We start from the raw sequence: 23,334 nt of genomic DNA, 5'->3' as shown, positions 1-23,334 counted from the left end.
CCTTGCTCGCGATCACTCACGAGCAGAGGCAAGCGCTATCAGAGCAGCTTGCGGCCCTTGCCCGCCGCGATGCGCATGCGCAGCGCGTTGAGCTTGATAAAGCCACCGGCGTCGGCCTGATTGTAAGCGCCGCCGTCTTCTTCGAAGGTGGCGATATTGGCATCGAACAGCGAATCGTCGGACTTGCGCCCGGTGATGATCACGTTGCCCTTGTACAGCTTCATGCGCACCACGCCGTTCACGTTGGCCTGGGAAGCGTCGATCATCTGTTGCAGCATCAGGCGCTCAGGGCTCCACCAGAAGCCGTTGTAGATCAGGCTGGCGTACTTGGGCATCAGCTCGTCTTTCAGGTGCGCGACTTCGCGGTCCAGGGTGATCGACTCGATGGCGCGGTGGCCCTTGAGCATGATGGTGCCGCCCGGGGTTTCGTAGCAGCCGCGCGACTTCATGCCGACAAAGCGGTTTTCGACGATATCCAGACGACCGATGCCGTTCTCGCCGCCGATGCGGTTGAGCTCGGCCAGCACGGTGGCTGGGCTCATGTCCTTGCCGTCGATGGCGACGATGTCACCGGCGCGGTAGGTCAGTTCGATATAGGTCGGAGCGTCCGGAGCGGCCTCGGGGGAGACGGTCCACTTCCACATGTCTTCTTCGTGCTCGGTCCAGGTGTCTTCCAGCACGCCGCCTTCATAGGAGATGTGCAGCAGGTTGGCATCCATGGAGTACGGCGACTTCTTCTTGCCGTGACGCTCGATCGGAATCTCGTGCTTGGCGGCGTAGTCCATCAGCTTCTCGCGCGACAGCAGGTCCCACTCGCGCCACGGGGCGATGACTTTCACGCCGGGCTTGAGCGCGTAGGCACCCAGCTCGAAACGCACCTGGTCGTTGCCCTTGCCGGTGGCGCCGTGGGAGATGGCGTCGGCGCCGGTCTCGTTGGCGATCTCGATCAGGCGCTTGGCGATCAGCGGACGGGCGATGGACGTACCCAGCAGGTACTCGCCTTCGTAGACGGTGTTGGCGCGGAACATCGGGTAGACGAAGTCGCGGACGAACTCTTCGCGCAGGTCGTCGATGTAGATTTCCTTGACGCCCATGGCCTTGGCCTTGGCACGTGCCGGCTCGACTTCTTCGCCCTGGCCGAGGTCGGCGGTGAAGGTCACCACTTCGCAGTTATAGGTGTCTTGCAGCCACTTGAGGATCACGGAGGTGTCCAGGCCACCGGAATATGCCAGGACTACCTTGTTTACGTCGGCCATGCCAATCAACTCCACGGGGTTGTTCGGGAAAACCCGTGATTCTACTGGTCACGCAGGATGATTTACAGCGCTGCGACAGCCTGTGACGACGAAGCGGCAACGCCTGAGCGCCGCCCGCCCCACTCGCCTCGACTCAGGACGCCGCTGCAGGCAGCGCTACAGCGGGGTTTCAGGTGTTCCAGCGGCCTCGGCGACACGCGCCAACGCCACGGTTACCCGGCGGTTCTTGGCGCGATTGGCTTCACTGTTATTCGGCGCCAGCGGGTAACGCTCGCCATGAAAGCGCAGGGTAATCTGCTCGGCCGGCACACCATTGGCTTTCAGATACTCCATCACCGCCAGGGCGCGGCGCCGCGACAGGTCGCGATTGGTCAGGCGATTGCCACTGTTGTCGGCATGCCCGTCGAGTTCGATGCGATTGACGCTGGGGTCGGCCTTGAGATAACTCAGGATGATGTCCAGCTTGGCCTGGGCCAGCGGCGCCAGATCAACGCCACCGCCCGGAAAGCCGACATGGGACTGGCGGATCTGCTCGAAATTGACCGGCAGCAGCTTGGCCGTACACGCCAGATAATCGTTGTACGCCTTGCGGAATCTGACCGGCAGCAAGCGCACTTCGAGGCTGTCGCCAGCCTGCCGGGTGCGATGACGGATCAGCGGGCTACGGCCCTCGAGCAAGCCGACGAGCAGACGACTGGCCTGCTCCTGAGTGCTGCTGAACGGCACCTCGCCGTTGCCGACCCTGACCGCCCCCAGGTTGATATCGCCGCGCCCCGGTTGCCAGGGCGCAGCCGCCGCCAGCAGCGTTGCCGAACCGGCGCCCAGCCAGCGCTCAGGCGCCTGCAAATTGAAGGTCGCCTGCTCGCCGGCCCGCCGCACGAAGATGCCCGCGCCAAAATCGGTGACCGGCTGGCTCAGGCGGCACTCGAACTGGTCACCGGCAACCGCCCACTCGACCTTCTCCAGGCGGGTCTGGAAGGTGATGGCTAGCGCTGGCTGACTGGCCAACAGGCACAAGAGGACGAGTGAGGGCGGACGCACGGAAGACTCCAGAAAATACCACGTACCTTCTGACTATCGGTGCCGCCGGACAAAACTTGAGCCGCCGATGGAGTCGGCGTGCTCAGCGCAACCGGCTCGCCCACCTGGGTTTCCGTTTGAGCGGTTGCTCGGTCTGGCGTTTACCGCGACAGCTCATCGCCCAGGAACCGCTTTCGGCGTGCCCTGACAGGGCTTTTCCGGTAGCATTCCCGGCACGTAATGCCCGCCTGGAAACCTCCATGACCGACCGCCTCACTTTGCTGCGTCCCGACGACTGGCATATTCACCTGCGCGATGGCGCCGTGCTGACCCACACGGTCGCCGACGCCGCCCGGACCTTCGCCCGCGCCATCATCATGCCCAATCTGGTGCCGCCGGTACGCAATGCCAGCGAGGCCGATGCCTACCGCCAGCGGATTCTCGCCGCACGCCCGGCGGGCAGTCGTTTCGAGCCTTTGATGGTGCTCTATCTCACCGACCTGAGCAGCCCGGCCGATGTGCGCGCGGCCAAGGCCTCGGGCTTTGTGCATGCCGCCAAGCTCTACCCGGCCGGCGCCACCACCAATTCCGATTCCGGCGTGACCAGCATCGACAAGATCTTCCCGACCCTCGAGGCCATGGCCGACATCGGCCTGCCGCTGCTGGTGCACGGTGAAGTGACGCGCAGCGAGATCGATGTATTCGACCGCGAAAAATACTTTATCGACGAGCAACTGAGCCGGGTGGTCGAGCGCTTCCCGACCCTCAAGGTGGTGTTCGAGCACATCACCACCAGCGATGCGGTGGAGTTCGTCAACGCGGCCTCGGCCAACGTCGGCGCCACCATCACCGCCCACCACCTGCTGTACAACCGCAACCACATGCTGGTTGGCGGCATTCGCCCGCACTTCTACTGCCTGCCGATTCTCAAGCGCAACCTGCACCAGGAAGCCCTGCTCGACGCCGCCACCAGCGGCAGCACCAAGTTCTTCCTCGGCACCGACTCGGCACCGCATGCCCGACACGCCAAGGAAGCCGCCTGCGGTTGCGCCGGTTGCTACAGCGCCTATGCCGCCATCGAGCTGTATGCCGAGGCGTTCGAGCAGCGCAATGCCCTGGACAAGCTCGAAGCCTTCGCCAGCCAGCATGGCCCCGATTTCTACGGCCTGCCGCGCAACAGCGAGACCATCACCCTGGTTCGTCAAGACTGGGTCGTACCTGGCGAACTGCCGCTGGGCGATCAAACCGTAATCCCGCTGCGCGCTGGTGAAAAACTGCGCTGGCGCCTGCTGGAGAACAACGCGTGAGTGGCGAACATTTCGACACCGAGCTGGATCACCCGAATGCCGGCAGCGGCTCGCGCCATCCGATGGCGGAACGCTTTCGCGGCTACCTGCCGGTCGTCGTGGATGTGGAAACCGGCGGCTTCAATTGCGCCACCGATGCCCTGCTGGAAATCGCCGCCACCACCATCGGCATGGATGAAGGCGGCTTCCTCTACCCCGAGCACACCCTGTTCTTCCGCGTCGAGCCCTTCGCCGGCGCCAATATCGAACAGGCAGCCCTGGACTTCACCGGGATCAAGCTCGATCACCCGCTGCGCATGGCCGTCAGCGAAGAACACGCGCTGACCGAGATCTTCCGCAGCCTGCGCAAGTCGCTGAAAGCCAACGGCTGCAAGCGGGCGATCCTGGTCGGGCATAACAGCAGCTTCGACCTCGGCTTCCTCAATGCCGCCGTGATGCGCTGCGACATCAAGCGCAACCCCTTCCACCCTTTCTCCAGCTTCGACACCGCCACCCTCGCCGGCCTCGCCTACGGTCAGACCGTCCTGGCCAAAGCCTGCCAGACCGCCGGCATCGACTTCGACGGTCGCGAAGCCCATTCGGCGCGCTACGACACCGAAAAAACCGCCGAACTGTTCTGCGGCATCGTCAACCGCTGGAAGGAAATGGGCGGCTGGCAGGATTTCGACGACTGACGCCTGTATTCATTCGCAGGAGTGACGGGGCCGCCTAGGCATGCCCGCGAACGGCTGTACCAGGCAATAAAGCCTCGCGGCCATGGGCCGCTCCTACATCGATGAAGCCCGTCCACAAAAAAACCGGCATATAGCCGGTTTTTTTGTACGTCGCGTAAGCCTTACAGGCTGGCGGCGTACTCGGTCAGGTACTTGGCCACGCCTTCCGGCGAGGCGGTCATGCCTTTGTCGCCTTTCTTCCAGTTGGCCGGGCAGACATCGCCATGCTCCTCGGTGAATTGCAGGGCATCGACCAGACGCAACAGCTCGTCCATGTTGCGGCCCAGCGGCAGGTCATTGACGATCTGCGAACGCACCACACCATTCAAGTCGATCAGGAACGCGCCACGGAAGGCCACGCCGTCTTCGGACTCGACGTCGTAGGCCTTGCAGATGGCGTGATTGATGTCGGCCGCCAGGGTGTACCTGACCGGGCCAATGCCGCCCTGGTCTACCGGGGTGTTGCGCCAGGCATTGTGGGTGAAGTGCGAGTCGATCGACACGCCAATCACTTCGACGTTGCGTTCCTGGAACTCGGGAATGCGGCGATCCAGAGCGATCAGCTCGGACGGGCAAACGAAGGTGAAATCCAGCGGATAGAAGAACACCAGGCCGTATTTGCCCTTGATCGCCGAGGACAGGCTGAAGCTGTCGACGATTTCACCATTGCCGAGGACTGCAGCAACATCAAAATCAGGGGCTTTCTTACCGACGAGTACGCTCATTGAGTATCTCCTTGAGTCATGGGTCAGGTGCGCGCCGGTCTAACCTTGCAGCCGCCTGACGACAGCATGATGACAACGCCCGCACCACCGGGGCCGGCCATCATACACCGCGATTTTCGGTCTCGCCCCTCACCCATCGCTTTATCGACCGTCGAACCAGGTCGGTTAACCCACACCACCCCGACCGTTGGTCTGCTGCACTCGCCTGCAGACGTCAGTCGGAAATAGAGCTTTGACAAGCATTCTCATTAGCATTAGTATCGAGCGCAACCAACCACTGCCCTGCGACGAGTCTTAGTCCATGTACGTCTGCCTCTGCGAAGGTGTCACCGACAACCAGATCCGCGACGCAATCTTTGAAGGTTGCTGCAGCTACCGTGAGGTGCGCACCACCCTCGGTGTCGCCAGCCAATGTGGCAAATGTGCCTGCCTGGCCAAGCAAGTGGTTCGCGACACCCTCAGCGAAGTGCAGAGCAGTCAGGCCGCCCTGGCCTATCCAGCGAATTTCGTCGCGGCCTAGTCAGGCGATGTAAAAAAACCGGACCTCGCGTCCGGTTTTTTATACCCGAAATTCAAGGGTTTAGCTCTGGATACGGAGGCAAATCGTTCTTGCTAGTATTTATTTCCGTTGAAATTTCAACTACTTAGATTTGACAGACGGTATGACCCGACCCAAAATTCCCTGTCTACTTTCCCAGCAAGGCAGCTCAGACCATGAAAGGCGATAAGAAAGTCATCCAGCATCTGAACAAGATCCTCGGTAACGAGTTGGTCGCCATCAACCAGTACTTCCTGCACGCACGGATGTACCAAGACTGGGGCCTGAAGAAACTCGGCGAGCACGAGTACCACGAATCCATCGACGAGATGAAGCATGCGGACAAGCTGATCAAGCGCATCCTCTTTCTCGAAGGCCTGCCGAACGTGCAAGACCTCGGCAAACTGCTGATCGGTGAAAACACCAAGGAAATGCTCGAGTGCGACCTGAAGATCGAGCACAAGGCCCATATCGACCTGAAGGCGGCGATTGCCTACTGCGAGAGCATCGGCGACTACGCCAGCCGCGAACTGCTGGAAGAAATCCTCTGCTCGGAAGAAGACCATATCGACTGGCTGGAAACCCAGCTGAGCCTGCTCGAAGCCGTCGGTTTGCAGAACTACCTGCAGTCGCAGATGGACGACTGACGGCCTATCGCGCTGATTCAGCGGGAGCCGAGAGGCTCCCGTTTTTGTTGACTCGGCAGCAGTTGTCTGGTGTTGCGAGCGCCCCCTCAAGGCACCTGCTTGCCGTGGCCTGGCACCGCAGCGATGCTTGTTTGTTTGCCTCAGCCATAACCATGCGCTCGCGCAGAAAAAACCCCGCCGTAGCGGGGTTTTTCAACAAAAAGCCGACTCAGGCGTCGGTTTTCTGCATGGCGCTCTTGATCAGGGTCTGCAGCTCACCCTTCTCGAACATCTCGGCCACGATGTCGCTGCCGCCAACCAGTTCACCGCCAACCCAGAGCTGCGGGAAGGTCGGCCAGTTGGCGTACTTCGGCAGATTGGCGCGGATTTCCGGGTTCTGCAGGATGTCGACATAGGCGAATTTTTCACCACAGGCCATCACGGCTTGTGCGGCTTTGGAGGAAAAGCCGCACTGCGGGGCATTCGGCGAGCCTTTCATGTACAACAGAACGGTGTTGTTGGCGATCTGTTCTTTGATGGTTTCGATGATATCCATGGGGCACCTCAGGACTTAACTTCCCGACTCACGGGTCGGCACGGTGGCGGCATTGTAGCGAAAAGCCGAGCGTAATGCTCGGCCTTGGCGCGACTTGGTCGCCCCCTGGCCCGAATGCAATCCGGGCAACCGCTCTCAGGCCGCCGCCACCTGAACCGGCACGCCATTGAGCGCGGCATTGCCGGACAAGGCATCGAGCTGACGCTCGTCGGTCAGGTCGTTGGCGCTGGCGCCGGGCTGCGCGCTGGCAATGGTCAATTGTACGCCTGGGCGTGCATGGCCCCAACCGTGGGGCAGACTGACTACACCGGGCATCATCTCGTCGCTGGCGGCGACTTCCACTTCGATGGCGCCGATCCGCGAACGCACGCTGACCAATTGGCCGTCGGCCAAGCCGCGCTGGTCCAGATCAGCCGGATTCATCAGCAGTTGATGGCGCGGCTTGCCCTTCACCAGGCGATGGTAGTTGTGCATCCAGGAGTTGTTGCTGCGTACATGGCGACGACCGATCAGCAGCAGCTCGTCGGCCTTGGCCAGCGGCTGCGCGGCGAAGCGCGGCAGATCGCTCAAGAGCAAGGCCGGAGCGGCCTGGACTTGCTGGTCCGGGGTGCGTAAACGCGCAGCCAGGTTGGGCTTGAGCGCCCCCAGGTCGATGCCATGGGGATGTTCCAACAGTTTGGCCACGGACAACTTATGCTCGGACTTGTCGCCATAGCGACCCATGCGCAGGCCCATGTCGATTATCTCAGCCGGTGCCATGGTCGCTTTCAGCTCGACCCCGAGCTTGCCGGCGAAGGCCTTGGCCAGGCCGACGAAAATTTCCCAGTCGTGCAGGGTGCCGGCCGGCTTTTCCAGCACCGGCAGGTTGAAGCGGGCAACGTTGCGCACGGCGAAGCTGTTGAAGGTCATGTCGTAGTGATCATGCTCCAGCGGCCCGGTGGGCGGCAGGATCAGGTCGGCGTAGCGGGTGGTCTCGTTGATATAGGTATCGATGCTGAGCATGAACTCCAGCCCGTCCAGCGCCTGTTCCAGCTGGCGGCCGTTGGGGGTCGAGAGCACCGGGTTGCCGGCCACGGTAACCAGGGCGCGAATCTGCCCCTCGCCCGGCGTCAGCATCTCTTCGGCCAGGGCCGCGACCGGCAGTTCGCCGCCGTATTCCGGCAGGCCGGAAACGCGGCTGCGCCAGCGGTCGAAGTGAGTGCCGGAACTGCCGGTGGTCAAATCGATGGCCGCCTCGGTGCACAGTGCCCCGCCTTCGCGGTCGAGGTTGCCGGTGACCAGGTTGATCAGCTGGATCAGCCAATGGCAGAGCGTGCCGAAGGCCTGGGTGGACACCCCCATGCGGCCATAGCACACGGCCTTGTCGGCGGCGGCGAAATCGCGGGCCAGCTGGCGTATGGTTGCCGCCGGCACGCCACAGCGTTCGCTCATGGCCTCGGCGGTGAAGCCGGCGATGGCTCGGCGCGTTTCGTCCAGGCCGGCGACCGGCAGGTGGCTGGTGCGCGTCAGACCTTCTTCGAACAGGGTGTTGAGCAGGCCGAACAGCAGCGCGGCGTCCTCACCCGGGCGCACGAACAGGTGCTGATCGGCAATCGCCGCGGTTTCGCTGCGCCGCGGATCGACCACCACCACCTTGCCGTCGCGCGCCTTGATCGCCTTCAGGCGTTTCTCCACGTCCGGCACCGTCATGATGCTGCCATTGGAGGCCAGGGGATTGCCGCCGAGGATCAGCATGAAGTCGGTGTGGTCGATATCGCAGATCGGCAGCAGGAAGCCGTGGCCGTACATCTGCTGGCTGACCAGGTGATGGGGCAGTTGATCCACCGAGGTGGCGGAGAAGCGGCTGCGGGTCTTGAGCAGACCGAGGAAATAGTTGCTGTGGGTCAACAGCCCATAGTTGTGCACGCTGGGGTTGCCTTGGTAGCTGGCCACGGCATTGGCGCCATGCCGCGCCTGAATCTCGGCGAGACGGCTGGCAACCAGTTCGAACGCCTCCGCCCATTCAATTGCCTGCCACTCGCTGCCAACCCGGCGCATCGGCTGGCGCAAACGGTCGGGGTCGCTCTGGATGTCCTGCAAGGCCACCGCCTTGGGACAGATATGGCCACGACTGAAGCTGTCCTGGGCGTCGCCCTTGATCGAGCGGATCTGGGTCGAGCCGTCAGCCTGCAACTCGGTCTCGATGGTCAGGCCACAGATCGCTTCACAGAGGTGGCACGCACGGTGATGGAGGGTTTTGGTCATGGCCGGGCCTCGTTTTCTTGTTCGATTCGACCGCAAAGGGTCGTTAAAGCAAGACTATGGCGCCTGCTGGCAGGCTCCGCCAGTAGCGTTTGTCTCATGAATCGGCGGGCATCAGGCCAGCCGATTGAGCAGGACGGCGATGCCGTGCTGGCAAGCATGAGTGGTTGGACAATTTGCGCCTGCTCGGCATTTCCTTATAAGATCGCGCCTTCCCCGTTTCGTCGCACTGTGCGGCTCCCAGCCGTAGGTTCTGCCGTTTTCCCTGTTAAATCCGGCCCTTGAACCTGCGCCCTGTTGTCAAAAGGTAGTTAACGATGAGCGCAAGACACTTTCTCTCGCTGAAGGACTGCACACCACAAGAACTGGTGAGCCTGATCCGCCGCGGCATGGAGCTGAAGGACTTGCGCAACCGAGGCGTGCTGTTCGAGCCGCTGAAGAACCGCGTGCTGGGGATGATTTTCGAGAAAGCGTCGACCCGTACTCGCCTGTCGTTCGAGGCGGGCATGATCCAACTGGGTGGCCAGGCGATCTTCCTGTCGCCACGCGACACCCAACTCGGCCGCGGCGAACCGATCGGCGATGCCGCCATCGTCATGTCGCGCATGCTCGATGCGGTGATGATCCGCACCTTTGCCCACAGCACCCTGACCGAGTTCGCGGCGAATTCGCGGGTGCCGGTGATCAACGGCCTGTCCGACGACCTGCATCCCTGCCAGCTGTTGGCCGACATGCAGACCTTCCACGAGCAGCGCGGCAGCATCAAAGGCAAGACCGTGACCTGGATCGGCGATGGCAACAACATGTGCAACTCCTATATAGAAGCCGCCGAGCAATTCGACTTCCAACTGCGCATCGCCTGCCCCGAGGGCTACGAGCCGAACGCCGCATTCCTGGCCAATGCCGGTGATCGGGTGCAGATCCTGCGCGACCCGCGCGAGGCGGTGGCGGGCGCGCACCTGGTGAGCACCGATGTCTGGGCCTCGATGGGCCAGGAGGAAGAAATCGCCGAGCGCCTCAAGCTGTTCGCGCCCTATCAGGTCAACCGCGCCCTGCTCGATGCCGCCGCCACCGACGTGCTGTTCCTGCACTGCCTGCCGGCCCACCGTGGCGAGGAAATCAGCGAGGATCTGCTCGACGACCCGCGCTCGGCGGCCTGGGACCAAGCGGAAAACCGCCTGCATGTGCAAAAGGCCCTGCTCGAGTTTCTGGTCGAGCCGGCGTACCACCACGCATGAGCCAACCCCTGCTGCTGAACCTGCGCGACCTGAGCTGTGGTTACAACGAGCACAAGGTGGTGCAGGACCTCAACCTGCACCTGAACGCCGGCGACATCGGCTGCCTGCTCGGGCCGTCCGGCTGCGGCAAGACCACCACCCTGCGCGCCATCGCCGGTTTCGAACCGGTGGTGGCAGGCGAGATCCAGCTGACCGACGAGGTGATCTCCCGCGCCGGCTTTACCCTGGCGCCGGAGAAGCGCCGGATCGGCATGGTGTTCCAGGACTACGCGCTGTTTCCGCACCTGAGCGTGGCGGAAAACGTTGCCTTCGGCATTCGCCAGCAGGCCAACTGCGAACACATCACCGCCGAGTTGCTGGAGTTGGTCAAACTCGGCCACCTGAGCAAGCGCTATCCCCACGAACTGTCCGGCGGCCAGCAACAGCGTGTGGCCCTGGCCCGCGCATTGGCCCCGGAACCGCGCCTGCTGCTGCTTGATGAGCCCTTTTCCAACCTCGATGGCGAGTTGCGGCGACGCTTGAGTCATGAGGTTCGCGACATCCTCAAAGCCCGCGGCACCAGTGCGATTCTGGTGACCCATGACCAGGAAGAAGCCTTCGCCGTCAGCGATCATGTCGGCGTCTTTCATGAGGGTCGGCTGCAGCAATGGGACACCCCGTACAACCTCTACCACGAACCACTGACTCCCTTCGTCGCCAGCTTCATCGGTCAAGGCTACTTCATTCGCGGCCAGTTGCTCAGCCCGGACACGGTGCAGACCGAGCTGGGCCTGATTCGCGGTAATCGCGCCTATACCTGGGCGAGCGGCAGCGCGGTGGATGTGCTGCTGCGCCCGGACGACATCGTCTACGACCCGGACAGCGAGCTGAAAGCGCTGATTGCCGGCAAGACCTTCCTCGGCGCCGCCACCCTGTATCGCCTGCAACTGGCCACCGGCAGCCTGCTGGAATCGCTGTTCCCCAGCCATGTCGACCTCCAGCCCGGGACGAACGTCGGCATCCGCGTGGCGGCCGATCACCTGGTGGTGTTCCCCGCTCCCGGCAGCATCGCCGCCCAGATCAACCTCGGCGATTCCGGCGTGCGCCGCTACAGCAGCGCCAGCTAGCTAGCGCGCCGCTCGTAGGGTGTGCGGGGCCGCCTGGGCCGTGCGCACCAATGCCGCTGGCGTTTAGCCCAGCCCAACATCCTCGCTCAAGTACAACCGGCCGCTGGCCACCAATACCACCTGACCGGCGATCTTGACTCGCTCGCCTTCCAACCGGCAGTGCAACTCGCCGCCGCGGGCCGAGCACTGGTAGGCGCTCAGTTCGGTCTTGCCCAAACGCTCGGCCCAGTAGGGCGTGAGCATGCAATGGGTCGAGCCGGTGACCGGGTCTTCATTGATGCCGATTGCCGGGGCGAAGTAGCGCGAGACGAAATCGTGCCGTTCACCGGGCGCCGTAATCAACACCCCCAAACCCGGCAACTCGGCCAGGGCTGGCAGATTCGCTTGAAACGCACGCACCGCCGCTTCGCTCGGCAATACCGCCAACAGCTCCTGAATTCCCTCCTGACCATATAGCGCCCATACCTCCTGGGGCTGCATGCCCAAAGCACGCGCGACCGCGCCCTGCGAGTCCCAGCGCTCGATCGCACGTACGGGAAAATCCAACACCAGTCTGCCCGCCTCGCGACTCACCCGCAGCGCACCGGACTGGCAGACGAAGTCGATTGTCTCACCCGGCTCGGCATAGCACTCGAACAGCACATGGGCACTGGCCAGGGTGGCATGCCCGCACAACGGCACCTCGGCGAGCGGGGTAAACCAGCGGATATGCCAGGCGGCGCCTTCCTTCACCAGAAAAGCGCTTTCCGCCAGATTGTGCTCCGCGGCGATCTGCTGCATCAGCGCATCGCCGAGCCAGCGGTCCAGGCGATAGACCATGGCAGGGTTACCGGCGAAAGGGCGATTGGTGAAGGCATCGATCTGGTGAAAGTCGAGTTGCATGGGTGGCACTCCTGAGTCGCGATAAGCGCGAGCATGCCGCGTCCGTCCGCCTTGCGCCCGCTACAGTCGCCCGCAATAAAGGCATTACAGCTGCACTGTCTCAAGGCGCCGCGAGCGAGCACGGTGCACGGATCAATCGCGAAAGGTTCTAAAAAAACCACTAACTCTCAACAAATCAGATACTTGCAGATTCTGGCACGCCACCTGCTATGACCAGCCTCGGTCAGCACAACGGCGTGTCTGCCACACATCCGACAACGACGTCACGGCACCCCGCTCATCTTTGAGCCGCGGGCACTGTGACGTTTTTTTTTGCGATTTTGGCTCATATAGGAAGCATGCCATGCGCCCGATAACCCTCTCCCTCCTGTCCCTGGCCATCGCCAGCAGCACCTTCAGTCACGCCGCTTTCGCTAGCCAACCGCTGAGCACACTGATCACCGAAGGCAAGCCGATCCTCGACCTGCGCTACCGCTACGAACACGTCGACCAGGACAACGCGCTGAACAACGCCAACGCGCAGACCCTGCGCACCCGCGTCGGCTTCCAGAGCGGCAAGTGGTACGGCCTCTCCGCCCTGATCGAGGCCGACAACGTCAGCCGCATCGGCGACGCCAGCTACAACAGCACGCGCAACGGCCAGGGCGACTACTCGGTGGTCGCCGACCCGGACGGCAGCGAAGTCAACCAGGCCCTGCTGCGCTATGACCATGCGCTGGGCAACGCCGTGCTCGGCCGCCAGCGCATCAACCTGGACAACCAGCGCTTCATCGGCGGCGTCGCCTGGCGGCAGAACGAGCAGACCTATGACGGCGTGCTCGGCCAACTGAAACCGCTGGACGGCCTGACCCTCACCTACGCCTACATCGACAACATCAACAGCATCTTCGGCCCCGGCGACAATCGTTTCGATACCGCCGCCAACCCGGCCAATATCGAAGGCCACAGCCACCTGCTGAATGCCCAGTACGTGGTCATGCCCGAATTGACCGCCACCGCCTACCAGTACCGCCTGGGCCTGGATAACCTGGCGCTGGGCAGTCAATCGAGCCAGACCACTGGTGTACGCCTCAATGGCGCCATCGCGGGGCTCAGCTATGCCCTGGAATACGCCCAGCAGAAGGATTACGCCGACAACCCGCTGGAACTGGACAGCGATTACTACCTCGGCGAGCTGGGCTACACGCTCAAGGGCATCGCGCTGAAGGCCGGTTACGAAGTACTCGGCGGCGACGCAGGGCCGGGCAACCGCGCCTTCCAGACCCCATTGGCGACCAAGCACGCCTTCCAGGGCTGGGCCGACATTTTCCTGCTGACCCCGGCCGATGGCGTCGAGGACGCTTATGTCGGCTTTACTGCCCCCCTGCTCGGCGGCAGCCTGGCGGCCTGGTACCACGACTTCAGCGCCGAACAGGGCAGCAGCCAGTACGGCGATGAAATCGATGTGTCCTACGCCCATCCGATTCCCGGCGTGAAGGGTCTGGTCGGCCTGGTCAAATACGCCAGCTACGATGCCGACGAGTTCTCCGTGGATACCGACAAGTTCTGGGCGCAACTGCAATACAGCTACTGACGGCCCGGCCCCGCTGTGCGGGGCCTTTGCGCCCGCGACGCTCGCGTCGCGGGCCTCAAGGAGACTTCCCCATGCTCAAACCGATGATTGCCGGCCTGCTGTTCGGCCTCGCCCTGCTCAGCCCGCCGAGCTGGGCGACCATCAACGCCGCCGAAGCGATGAACCTGTCCGGCATGCAGCGCATGCTCAGTCAGCGTATCGCCAAGAGCTACCTGATGATCGGCGCCGAGATTCGCCCGGATCTGGCCGAACAGCAGCTCGACCAGAGCATCGCCAAATTCGAGAGCAATTACCTGGCCCTCGGCGAGTATGCCCCTACCGCACAGATTCGCACCGCCCTGACTGACGTGGGCCAAACCTGGCAACGCTACCGCGAACTGGCACTGTCACGCCCGGACAAGCAGCAGGCACTGACCCTGCTGGAACTCAGCGACCAGCTACTGGCGCAGAGCGAGCAGGTGGTGCAACTGCTCGAACGCCACAGCGGCGGGCAAAGCGCGCGCCTGGTCAACCGCAGCGGCCGCCAGCGCATGCTCAGCCAGCGCATCGCCAAACTCTACCTGGCCATGAGCTGGCACCTGCCGGTCGCCGGCCTGGAACAGTCGTTCAATCAGGCGGTGGAGGAATTCGACCAGGCCCTGCAGGAACTGCAGCAGGCCCGGCAGAATACCCCGGCCATCGCCAAGGGCCTGCAGCAGGCCGAAGCGCAATGGCGCTTCACCCGCGCCGGCTTCAACCTCTCCGCCGACTCGCGCTTCGTACCGACGGTAATCGCCACCACCAGCGAAACCCTGCTGTGGCAAATGAACGAGCTGACCAGCCAGTATGAAGGGGTGATGCTGGCGGGTTCCTGAGGCGTACCCGCTCAACCCGGTAGGGTGCGCCATGCGCACCACCTTCGACCAACGGAGCCTACCCATTGCTGCGCGCGGCGCACCCTACAGTGGCGCCCGGCGCTGACGTTTTATCGCTGGTTGGCGGCCGCAGTAGGCGAGAGTTTTTTCACAGCCTCTAACCCTCGCTGCGCACCCGCTGCACGGCATCCAGCCAGCCGTGGTAGAGCTTGCTGCGGTGTTCTGCGCTCATCCGCGGATCGAAGCGCTGCTGGCGCTGCCAATGCCCGGCGATCTCGTCGAGGTCGCGGTAGACGCCCGCCTTGAGCCCGGCCAGATAGGCCACGCCGAGGGCGGTGGTTTCGGTGACCTCGGGGCGCTCGACCGGCACCCCGAGAATGTCGGCGAGAAACTGCATGACCCAGTTGTTCTCCACCATGCCGCCATCCACCCGCAGCGCGCTGGGCTCGGCGGCGCCGTCCTGGCGCATGGCCTCGAGCAGGTCGCGGGTCTGGTAGCAGACCGATTGCAGGCCGGCGGTGACGATCTCCTTGATCCCGGTGTCGCGGGTCAGGCCGAAGATCGCGCCGCGCGCCTTCGGGTCCCAGTAAGGCGCGCCCAGGCCGGTAAACGCCGGCACCAGGTAGACCCCGCAGGCATCGCCGGTCTGTTCGGCCAGGGCCTCGCTGTCGCGCGCATGGCTGATCAACTTGATGCCGTCGCGCAGCCACTGCACCGCCGCGCCGGCGACAAAGATGCTGCCCTCCACCGCATAGGTGACCTGGCCGTCCAGGCGGTAACCGACGGTGGTGAGCAGGCGGTTTTTCGAGGTCACCGGAGTGGCGCCGGTGTTCTGGATCATGAAGCAGCCGGTGCCGTAGGTGCTCTTGACCATGCCCGGCTGGAAACAGGCCTGGCCGATCAGCGCGGCCTGCTGATCGCCGGCCATGCCCAGCACCGGAATCGGCGCGCCGAGCAGTTCGGCCTCGATAGTGCCGAAGTTGGCGGCGCAATCCAGCACCTCGGGCAGCAGACCAGGCGGGATGTCCAGCAACTCGAGCAGCTCCGCGTCCCACTGCTGGGTGTGGATATTGAACAGCAGGGTGCGCGAGGCGTTGGTCGCATCGGTCTTGTGCGACTTGCCGCCGGTCAGGCGCCACAACAGGAAGCTGTCCACCGTGCCGAAGCGCAGTTCGCCGCGCTCGGCCCGCGCCCGCGCGCCGGCGACGTTATTGAGGATCCAGCGCAACTTGGTGCCGGAGAAATAGGGGTCGATCAGCAGGCCGGTCTTGGCCGCCACCGTCGTCTCGTGGCCGGCGGCCTTGAGCTCGGCACAGTAATCGGCGGTGCGCCGGTCCTGCCAGACGATGGCCGGGTGAATCGGCACGCCGGTCGCGGCGTCCCACACCAGGGTGGTCTCGCGCTGGTTGGTGATGCCGATGGCGGTGATCTGGCTGGCGTCCAGGCCGCCCTGCTTGAGCGCCGCCCGGCAGACCTCGAGGGTGCTCTGCCAGATTTCCTCGCCGTCGTGCTCGACCCAGCCGTCCTGCGGAAAATACTGCTTGAACTCCTGCTGCGCCCGCGCCAGCGGCAGGCCCTGGGCAGTGAAGACGATGGCGCGGCTGCTGGTGGTGCCTTGGTCAATCGCGAGCAGGTAGTCGGACATGCGGATTTCCTTGTTGTTATGCGGATGGATCAAGCACCGCCATAGTGGGCCGGGCCGCGCGGCTCATTGCCGGCCGATGACGGCGAAACCGGCCTGGGTCAGTTGTGCCAGCACCTCAGCCGCCAACTCCACCTCCAGTCCGCGCCGCCCGGCGCTGACGAAGATGGTGGGATACTGTTGCGCCGATACGTCGATAAAGGTGCGCAGACGCTTCTTCTGCCCCAGCGGGCTGATGCCGCCGAGCAGATAGCCGGTGGCGCGTTGCGCCGCAGCAGGGTCGGCCATGTCGGCCTTCTTCACCCCGGCGGCCTGGGCCAGGGCCTTCAGGTCGAGGCTGCCGGCCACCGGCACAACCGCCACCAGCAACTCGCCTTTTTCGCTGGCCGCAAGCAGGGTCTTGAACACCCGGACCGGCTCGAGCTCGAGTTTTTCCGCTGCCTCCAGGCCATAGGAAGCGGCCTTGGGATCATGGCTGTAACTGTGCACCCGATGGGCAGCCCGGACTTTTTTCAGCAGGTCGATGGCAGGGGTCATGTTCGAATGTGAAAGCAATTGATGAAGTCTGCGTACCTTAGCAGGCCGTTGAAAATGTAGCGAGCGAGGGCTAGGCCGGGGCGCGCAGCCAGGCGAAATCAGCCGCAACGTCACGCAGCGGAGTAACAGCCGTAGGCTGGCCCGTAGGGCGAGCGAAGCGAGTAAAAAGCGCAGTGTACGAGTTGTACATGAGCATTTTGAGGCTGATTTCAACGCCGCATAGCCGAGCGCAGTAGTTTTTCAACGGCCTGTTAGCCGAAAATTTGCCAAGCGGCAGCCTATAATGCCGTGCACATCAAGGATCGCTCCCATGACCCTGGCACCGCGCCAACACGACATTCTCAACCTCGCCCGCGAGCGTGGCTACGTCAGCATCGACGAACTGGCCCAGGCCTTTGCCGTCACCCCGCAGACCATCCGCCGCGACATCAACCAGCTGGCCGGGCAGGGCCTGCTGCGGCGCACCCATGGCGGTGCGGCGAGCGAAGCCTCGAGTACCCAGAACACCGCCTACGCCATGCGTGCCGGGCAGATGCGCGAGGAGAAGCAGCGCATCGCCGAAGCCATCGCCGCGCACATTCCCGACCACGCCTCGCTGTTCATCAACATCGGCACCACCACCGAAGCGATTGCCCGCGAACTGCTCAAGCGCAAGGGCTTGAAGATCATCACCAACAACCTGCACGTCGCCGCCCAGCTCAGCGCCAAGGCGGATTTCGAGGTGCTGGTGGCCGGCGGCACGGTACGCAGCGACGGCGGCATCGTCGGCCAGTCGACGGTGGATTTCATCCAGCAGTTCAAGGTCGATTTCGCCCTGGTCGGCATCAGCGGCATCGACGAGGATGGCAGCCTGCTCGACTTCGACTACCAGGAAGTGCGGGTGTCCCAGGCGATCATCGACAATGCCCGCCAGGTTTTCCTCGCCGCCGACTCGAGCAAGTTCGGGCGCAATGCCGTGGTGCGCCTGGGCTCGATCACCCTGGTCGACCGCGTGTTCACCGACGCCCAGCCCTCGGTGGCGATCAGCCGCCTGCTGGCCGAAAACAAGGTGCAGCTGGATCTGGTCTGAGAGTCAACTAACCGGACACAACCACTCGGCGCGAAATCGCGCTTCGGGCTGGCGAAGCAGGGCATATTCGACTAGCATATTTTCGAAACTGAACATCATTAAGTTCACTTTCGACTTTACGGTGCCATCATGCCTACTCGCCCCAACCACACAGCCCCTGTCGCCGAAGTCTACGATCTGGCGGTCGTGGGCGGCGGTATCAATGGCGTCGGTATCGCCGCCGATGCGGCCGGCCGTGGCCTGTCGGTATTCCTTTGCGAAAAGGACGACCTGGCCCAACACACCTCCTCGGCCAGCAGCAAGCTGATCCACGGCGGCCTGCGCTACCTGGAACATTACGAGTTCCGCCTGGTGCGCGAAGCCCTGGCCGAACGCGAGGTGCTGCTGGCCAAGGCGCCGCATATCGTCAAGCCGCTGCGCTTCATCCTGCCGCACCGCCCGCACCTGCGCCCGGCCTGGATGATCCGCGCCGGCCTGTTCCTCTACGACCACCTCGGCAAGCGCGAGAAACTGCCCGCCTCGCGCAGCCTGCGCTTCGGCGCGGGCAGCCCGCTGAAGGCGGAGATCAGCCGCGGTTTCGAATACTCCGATTGCTGGGTCGACGACGCCCGCCTGGTGGTGCTCAACGCCATGGCCGCCCGCGAACAGGGCGCCCATGTGCACACTCGCACCCGTTGCATCAGCGCACGGCGCAGCAAGGGCTTGTGGCATATCCACATGGAGCGCGTCGATGGCAGCCTGTTCTCGATCCGCGCCCGCGCCCTGGTCAATGCCGCCGGCCCCTGGGTCGCGCGCTTTATCCGCGACGATCTGAAGCAGGCCTCGCCCTATGACATCCGCCTGATTCAGGGCAGCCACATCATTGTGCCGAAGCTGTTCGACGGTGAGCAGGCCTATATCCTGCAGAACGAAGACCGCCGTATCGTCTTCGCCATCCCCTACCTGGAACGCTTCACCCTGATCGGCACCACCGACCGCGAATACACCGGCGACCCGGCCAAGGTGGCGATCAGCGAGGAAGAAATCGACTACCTGCTGAGCGTGGTCAACGCCCACTTCAAGCAGCAACTGCAGCGCACGGACATCCTGCATACCTACGCCGGCGTGCGCCCGCTGTGCGACGACGAATCCGACCAGCCCTCCGCCGTCACCCGCGACTACACCCTGGCCCTGTCCGGCCAGCCGGGCGAGGCGCCGCTGCTCTCGGTGTTCGGCGGCAAGCTGACCACCTACCGCAAGCTGGCGGAAGCCGCGCTGGCGCACTTGGCGCCGTATTTCCCGAAGATGAAACCGCGCTGGACCGCCAGCGCCCTGCTCCCCGGCGCGGAACACCTGGACAGCCAAAGCGCCATGGTCGAAGCGCTGTGCGCCCGCTGCGGCTGGCTGCCGACCGCCCTCGCCCGGCGCTGGGCCAGCTGCTACGGCAGCCGCAGCTGGATCCTGCTCGAGGGCGTGCAGGAACTGAGCGACCTCGGCGAACACCTGGGCGGTGGCCTGTATGCACGGGAAGTGGACTACCTGTGCCAGCAGGAATGGGCCATGCAGGCGGCCGATATCCTCTGGCGGCGGACCAAGCTGGGGCTGTTCATGACGCCCTCCCAGCAGGTGCGGCTAGCCCGCTACTTGCGCGTGAACTCGCCTAACAGCCCGGAAGATGCCCACGCGGCCTGACCATCTCTTGCCGCCTGGATTGCAGATCCCTTCGCCCCGCCGATCGCCCGAGACGCGGGGCTTTTTTTTTCAAGACCGATGATTGACCAGAGCGGATAGGGACGCCCGCCGTGAACAGTCTGCCTTTTCCGCAGCGTGTTACCAGAAGCTGGCGTACCGTTTAGCGTCCTAGCTGTGCCCTGAACGGCGCTACAGCTGCGCCCAGTGCCCGTCCCGACGATGGGCCTGCAGATGCGGCAGCACCGCCGCCAGCAACGGCTCCTTGAACGCCTCCTGAAAACGATGGGCCAGGCCGGGAATCAGCTTCAGCGCGCTGCCCTGGATATGCGCGGCGACATGCACGCCGTGCATCGCCGGCAGCAGCGGATCGGCGGTGCCATGCACCACCAGGGTCGGTACGCGCAGGCGATTGAGCAGCTCGACCCGGCTGGGTTCGGCGAGGATGGCCAGCAACTGGCGCTCTATGCCCACGGGATTGAAGGCGCGGTCATAGGCGATCTCGGCCTGTTGCAGGAGCGCTTGGCGATCGTCGCTGACCAATGGACTGCCGAGGGCGGCGAGCAGATCGGCCTGCTGTTCGAGGGCCACCTCGCGGCTTGGCGCTTCGCGCTCGGCCAGCAAGGCCAGCAATGCCGGACTGGGCGCCGGCAGGCCCTGGGCGCCGGAGCTGGTCATGATCAGGGTCAGGCTCTGCACCCGTGCCGGCACCAGGTCGGCCAGGTGCTGGGCGATCATCCCGCCCATGCTGGCGCCGAGCACATGAAACTGGCGCACGCCGAGGGCGTCCATCAGGCCCAGGGCATCGCCGGCCATGTCGCGCAGCCGGTATGGCGCCGACACCGACAGCCCCAGGCGATAGCGCAGCGCCTCGAAGGCGAGGTTGGCCGGCGGCGCAGCCTGAACCCAGCTGCTCAGGCCGACATCGCGGTTATCGAAGCGGATCACCCGGAAGCCTTGCTCGCACAGGCGTGCGACCACCTCGTCCGGCCAGTGGATCAGTTGGCCACCGAGGCCCATGACCATCAACAACACCGGATCGCTGGTGCGGCCGATGCTCTGGTAGGCCAGCTGCACCTCGCCCAGCTCGACCTTGAAGGTCGGCGCCTGCACATCGCAGCGCTCGCTGGCCAAAACAGGCAAGCCGCACAGGAGCACGGCCAGAAAAATTAACGCACGCATGAAAACACCGGAACGCAGAACCCCATTGAGATGCGAGTTTGCTGACATTCGCTCGAGCGCGCTGCCACAGAACCATGACAATTTGATGAATCCTGCCAAGCGGCGGTTCCCGGCAACGTTCAGCGCGGCAGGCCGAAATCCGCTTTCGGCCTGCCCCTCAGGTTGCCTGACGCCTAGCGATCAGGTCTGCGCCAGGGCTTCGACGCAGGGCAGCGGCGCCCGCTGCTGCACGGCGCGATACAGCAGGCTGGACACCAGGAAGCCGATGACCGCCAGGATGCTCATCAAGGAGAACACGTAGTCGTAGCCCTGCTGCCCCGGGAAGTGATCGAGGATCGAGCCGTAGATGACATAGGCGAACATGCCGGGGGCATAACCGATCAGGCAGCCGATGCCGAAGGCCGATCCGGTGATACGCGGGGCAATCCCCACCTCGCTCATGGGCGCCCAGAACACGCCGCGCATGGTGAAGACAATCAGGGCGAAGGAGAGCGTGGCGGCCATGCCGGCGTAGATGAAGCTGTTGCCCTTGGGGATCAGCATGATCACCGCCATGATCGGCAGCAGCGCCAGGAACGCCCACTTCAGGTAACGACTGGAACTCTTCAGGCGCTTGTCCGCCATGTAGCCGCCCGCCGGCCCGCCCAGCACCTTGAGGAAATACTGGTTGATGATCCCGTATGCGCCGACCAGCGCCACCGGCAGCTCGTACATGTCCTTCAGGTAGGGAATGAAATAGGTCAGGCCGCAGTAGACGATGTAGACCATGAACACGTTGAAACTGACCAGCCAGATCCCCGGCACGCGGATCGCCTCGAGCAGGCCGCAGAGCCCGGCGCCCTGCTGCACGGCCGGCTGGGTCTTGCCGCCACTGAGGAGGAACCAGGTGAGCACGCCGGCGAAAATATCGATCAGCGAGTAGAACAGGATGGCCGACTTCAACCCCGTTTCACCGGAACCCATGACGACGAATACGCCCAGGGCGGAGAACGCGACCAGGGTGTCGACCACCCCGCGGCCGCCTTCGAGGAAGCCGAACATGCGCCCCTGCTCGTTGTCATCGCCGAGGTTGCGGATGGCCTTGAGCAGGGACGGCCAGTAGATGCAGTCGGCGCAGATGGCAAACAGGCTGAACACGATCAGGAGCATGTTGAAGCCGGGGAAGGTAGCCAGGTAGAGCCCCAGGCTGCCGGTGCCGATCAACCCCAGGGGGATCAGCTTGCGGGTGTCGAAACGGTCGGCGAGCATGCCGCCCACCACGAACAGGGCGGTGGCGATGATTGCGTTGGCACTGAGCAGGGTGCCGATCTCGGTATGGCTCAGACCCATGAACTCCTGCATGGGCACATAGAAGGCGTCCTTCAGGTTCGCCAGTTTGTAGATGGTCCCGCCACCGATGATGAGGACCAGGAAACGCAGCCATTTGGCTTTGGCCTGTGCTGTCATTGTTGTTCTCCACAGTAGAAATTGGGTTGTTGCCTAGCGCGGCTTGGCCTCAGGCCTGGGTGCGCGGCGCAGCGGCCAGAGCCAGTTCGGCCAGGACCTTCAGTTCGCCGAGCAGGCCGCGCACGTAGCGGATCTGGTTGTTCGCCCAACGCCGTTCGTCGGCTGCCATCCGCTGCGCCGTGTAGCCAGGCGGCAGGGCCGTCTCGCTCATCTCGCGAAAGGCAATGAAGGGATCCGGCGCCTCGTCCGCCTGGCGGAATGCCGGGGCGATGTAGTGATTTTCCTGCTCGAGGATGAAGGCGATGACCTGCGGCGCCCGCTCACCCAGCATCAGCAGTTCGTAGAGCATCCGCGGGCTGGGCAGGTCGTCGTCGGCGCTGCCCTGGAGCACGCCGTAGTGACCGAAACCGTTCTGCTCGGGGACGATGCGCACGCCCTTCAGGTGCACCTGGCGGATATGCGCGGCCAGGTTGTGCAGGGCCGCGAGGGGCTGTTCACAGGCGTTGATCATGTTGCCGAAGTCGAACAGCGCATGCAGACGTGGATGCTTCAGGCGCTCGAGCAACTGGGCGATCTCGCCGCTCTTGAGCTCCTCGTGCTGCTCGAAGTCGAAGAACAGATCGTGCTGCTCCGCCAGTTGGGCGAGGTAGTGCAGGTCGCTTTCGATCAGGTCCAGCACCCGCGAGAGATGCCCCTCGTAGCGCGAGTAGACGCGGATGTTGCGCACGCCGAGGGTCCTGGCGATGGCCACGACCTGATCCACGTCCTCCTTGCGCGTGCTGCTGATTTCCAGGTGCAAGTCGAGGCCCAGGCGCTCGGCCTGGGCGGCAAAGGCCAGGAGCTGCTCCCGGCTCATCCTGGCGAGGCTGTTTTCCTCGCCGTCGAGCAGGTGCAGGCTGACGCCCTGGAGCTCATGGGCGTAGGCGAAATCGAGCAGGTCGGCGGGCTTCAGGCAACCCTGGGTGAGGTTGCTCAGCAGCGGGTAGGCATGGGCGAACAGACGCAGCTGCTCCAGTCGTTCGAGCAGTTTTTCGGCTACTGGCGGAGTGAGTAACGGGGGTGGGCTGTCGCCGCTGGCCTTGTGGCTCAGCAGCGTGTGGAAGCGCGCTTGGATGACGTTCATTCGATTCATTCCTCGGGTAGGCACCGGGCTGG

The 23,334-nt window shown here is 63.8% G+C and carries 21 protein-coding genes; 10 read left to right on the top strand and 11 right to left on the bottom strand.

Going from position 1 to position 23,334, the window contains the following annotated elements; genetic code table 11:
- Window positions 1–38: 38 nt before the first annotated feature.
- A complete protein-coding gene (locus tag G9C89_RS04295) occupies window positions 39–1,256 on the bottom strand; it encodes an argininosuccinate synthase (protein WP_172145144.1) in 1,218 nt (405 codons plus the stop codon).
- Between the two features lie 156 nt (window positions 1,257–1,412).
- Entirely contained in the window at window positions 1,413–2,297 is an 885-nt protein-coding gene (locus G9C89_RS04290; protein ID WP_172145141.1) for a flagellar protein MotY, read from the bottom strand.
- A gap of 239 nt (window positions 2,298–2,536) precedes the next feature.
- Here G9C89_RS04290 and pyrC point away from each other — a divergent pair, with 239 nt between their 5' ends.
- A complete protein-coding gene (pyrC, locus tag G9C89_RS04285; RefSeq protein ID WP_172145138.1) occupies window positions 2,537–3,583 on the top strand; it encodes a dihydroorotase in 1,047 nt (348 codons plus the stop codon).
- Complete coding sequence (gene rnt / locus G9C89_RS04280; RefSeq protein WP_172145135.1) at window positions 3,580–4,257, top strand: ribonuclease T; 678 nt, start codon at window positions 3,580–3,582, stop codon at window positions 4,255–4,257. Before pyrC ends, rnt begins: the two co-directional genes overlap by 4 nt.
- Before the next feature lie 161 nt (window positions 4,258–4,418).
- On the opposite strand, the gene G9C89_RS04275 is transcribed toward rnt, so the two are convergent.
- Window positions 4,419–5,021, bottom strand: coding sequence for a peroxiredoxin (locus tag G9C89_RS04275; RefSeq protein ID WP_172145132.1), 603 nt, complete (start codon window positions 5,019–5,021; stop codon window positions 4,419–4,421).
- A 301-nt stretch (window positions 5,022–5,322) separates the two neighbouring features.
- On the opposite strand from G9C89_RS04275, the gene G9C89_RS04270 reads away from it, so the two are divergent.
- Both G9C89_RS04270 and bfr read left to right on the top strand, forming a co-directional pair.
- Window positions 5,323–5,541 carry a bacterioferritin-associated ferredoxin gene (locus G9C89_RS04270; RefSeq protein ID WP_172145129.1) on the top strand — a complete coding sequence of 73 codons (219 nt, stop codon included), beginning with the start codon at window positions 5,323–5,325 and terminating at the stop codon, window positions 5,539–5,541.
- 194 nt (window positions 5,542–5,735) lie between these two features.
- Window positions 5,736–6,206, top strand: a complete 471-nt coding sequence (bfr, locus tag G9C89_RS04265; RefSeq protein WP_172145124.1) for a bacterioferritin — start codon at window positions 5,736–5,738, stop codon at window positions 6,204–6,206.
- Window positions 6,207–6,414: 208 nt separating this feature from the next.
- Here bfr and grxD read toward each other — a convergent pair whose 3' ends face one another.
- Window positions 6,415–6,741 (bottom strand): Grx4 family monothiol glutaredoxin, encoded by a 327-nt coding sequence (gene grxD, locus G9C89_RS04260; RefSeq protein WP_172145121.1) that lies wholly within the window; start codon window positions 6,739–6,741, stop codon window positions 6,415–6,417.
- A gap of 135 nt (window positions 6,742–6,876) precedes the next feature.
- Window positions 6,877–8,985, bottom strand: coding sequence for a molybdopterin oxidoreductase family protein (locus tag G9C89_RS04255; protein WP_172145118.1), 2,109 nt, complete (start codon window positions 8,983–8,985; stop codon window positions 6,877–6,879).
- Between the two features lie 314 nt (window positions 8,986–9,299).
- Here G9C89_RS04255 and argF point away from each other — a divergent pair, with 314 nt between their 5' ends.
- On the top strand, window positions 9,300–10,220 hold the full coding sequence (argF, locus tag G9C89_RS04250) for an ornithine carbamoyltransferase (RefSeq protein WP_172145115.1): 921 nt from the start codon (window positions 9,300–9,302) through the stop codon (window positions 10,218–10,220).
- Window positions 10,217–11,326 carry an ABC transporter ATP-binding protein gene (locus G9C89_RS04245; RefSeq protein ID WP_172145112.1) on the top strand — a complete coding sequence of 370 codons (1,110 nt, stop codon included), beginning with the start codon at window positions 10,217–10,219 and terminating at the stop codon, window positions 11,324–11,326. Before argF ends, G9C89_RS04245 begins: the two co-directional genes overlap by 4 nt.
- Window positions 11,327–11,389: 63 nt before the next feature.
- Here the strand turns inward: G9C89_RS04245 and G9C89_RS04240 are convergent, their stop codons facing one another.
- The gene (locus tag G9C89_RS04240) at window positions 11,390–12,208 is read right to left on the bottom strand and encodes a PhzF family phenazine biosynthesis protein (RefSeq protein WP_172145109.1); all 819 of its coding nucleotides are present in this window, start codon (window positions 12,206–12,208) and stop codon (window positions 11,390–11,392) included.
- Between the two features lie 343 nt (window positions 12,209–12,551).
- Here G9C89_RS04240 and G9C89_RS04235 point away from each other — a divergent pair, with 343 nt between their 5' ends.
- Both G9C89_RS04235 and G9C89_RS04230 read left to right on the top strand, forming a co-directional pair.
- Window positions 12,552–13,781: an alginate export family protein gene (locus G9C89_RS04235; RefSeq protein ID WP_172145106.1), complete on the top strand. Its 1,230-nt coding sequence runs from the start codon at window positions 12,552–12,554 to the stop codon at window positions 13,779–13,781.
- A gap of 71 nt (window positions 13,782–13,852) precedes the next feature.
- Entirely contained in the window at window positions 13,853–14,635 is a 783-nt protein-coding gene (locus G9C89_RS04230) for a type IV pili methyl-accepting chemotaxis transducer N-terminal domain-containing protein (RefSeq protein ID WP_172145103.1), read from the top strand.
- A 157-nt stretch (window positions 14,636–14,792) separates the two neighbouring features.
- Here G9C89_RS04230 and glpK read toward each other — a convergent pair whose 3' ends face one another.
- The gene (glpK, locus tag G9C89_RS04225; RefSeq protein ID WP_172145100.1) at window positions 14,793–16,280 is read right to left on the bottom strand and encodes a glycerol kinase GlpK; all 1,488 of its coding nucleotides are present in this window, start codon (window positions 16,278–16,280) and stop codon (window positions 14,793–14,795) included.
- A 63-nt stretch (window positions 16,281–16,343) separates the two neighbouring features.
- Entirely contained in the window at window positions 16,344–16,814 is a 471-nt protein-coding gene (ybaK, locus tag G9C89_RS04220) for a Cys-tRNA(Pro) deacylase (RefSeq protein ID WP_172145097.1), read from the bottom strand.
- Between the two features lie 310 nt (window positions 16,815–17,124).
- Between ybaK and G9C89_RS04215 the strand changes: the two genes are divergently transcribed.
- Both G9C89_RS04215 and glpD read left to right on the top strand, forming a co-directional pair.
- Window positions 17,125–17,883, top strand: a complete 759-nt coding sequence (locus G9C89_RS04215; protein ID WP_172145094.1) for a DeoR/GlpR family DNA-binding transcription regulator — start codon at window positions 17,125–17,127, stop codon at window positions 17,881–17,883.
- A 129-nt stretch (window positions 17,884–18,012) separates the two neighbouring features.
- On the top strand, window positions 18,013–19,554 hold the full coding sequence (glpD, locus tag G9C89_RS04210) for a glycerol-3-phosphate dehydrogenase (RefSeq protein WP_172145091.1): 1,542 nt from the start codon (window positions 18,013–18,015) through the stop codon (window positions 19,552–19,554).
- Window positions 19,555–19,743: 189 nt separating this feature from the next.
- On the opposite strand, the gene G9C89_RS04205 is transcribed toward glpD, so the two are convergent.
- From G9C89_RS04205 to G9C89_RS04195, 3 genes are all read right to left on the bottom strand, one after another.
- On the bottom strand, window positions 19,744–20,733 hold the full coding sequence (locus tag G9C89_RS04205; RefSeq protein ID WP_172145088.1) for an alpha/beta fold hydrolase: 990 nt from the start codon (window positions 20,731–20,733) through the stop codon (window positions 19,744–19,746).
- 180 nt (window positions 20,734–20,913) lie between these two features.
- On the bottom strand, window positions 20,914–22,179 hold the full coding sequence (locus G9C89_RS04200) for an MFS transporter (protein WP_172145086.1): 1,266 nt from the start codon (window positions 22,177–22,179) through the stop codon (window positions 20,914–20,916).
- Between the two features lie 49 nt (window positions 22,180–22,228).
- Complete coding sequence (locus G9C89_RS04195; RefSeq protein WP_390623761.1) at window positions 22,229–23,302, bottom strand: sugar phosphate isomerase/epimerase family protein; 1,074 nt, start codon at window positions 23,300–23,302, stop codon at window positions 22,229–22,231.
- Window positions 23,303–23,334 lie beyond the last annotated feature (32 nt).

The sequence above is a fragment of the Pseudomonas tumuqii genome, from assembly GCF_013184545.1.
GTDB lineage: Bacteria > Pseudomonadota > Gammaproteobacteria > Pseudomonadales > Pseudomonadaceae > Aquipseudomonas > Aquipseudomonas tumuqii.
This window is presented reverse-complemented; position numbering and strand designations above follow the sequence as displayed.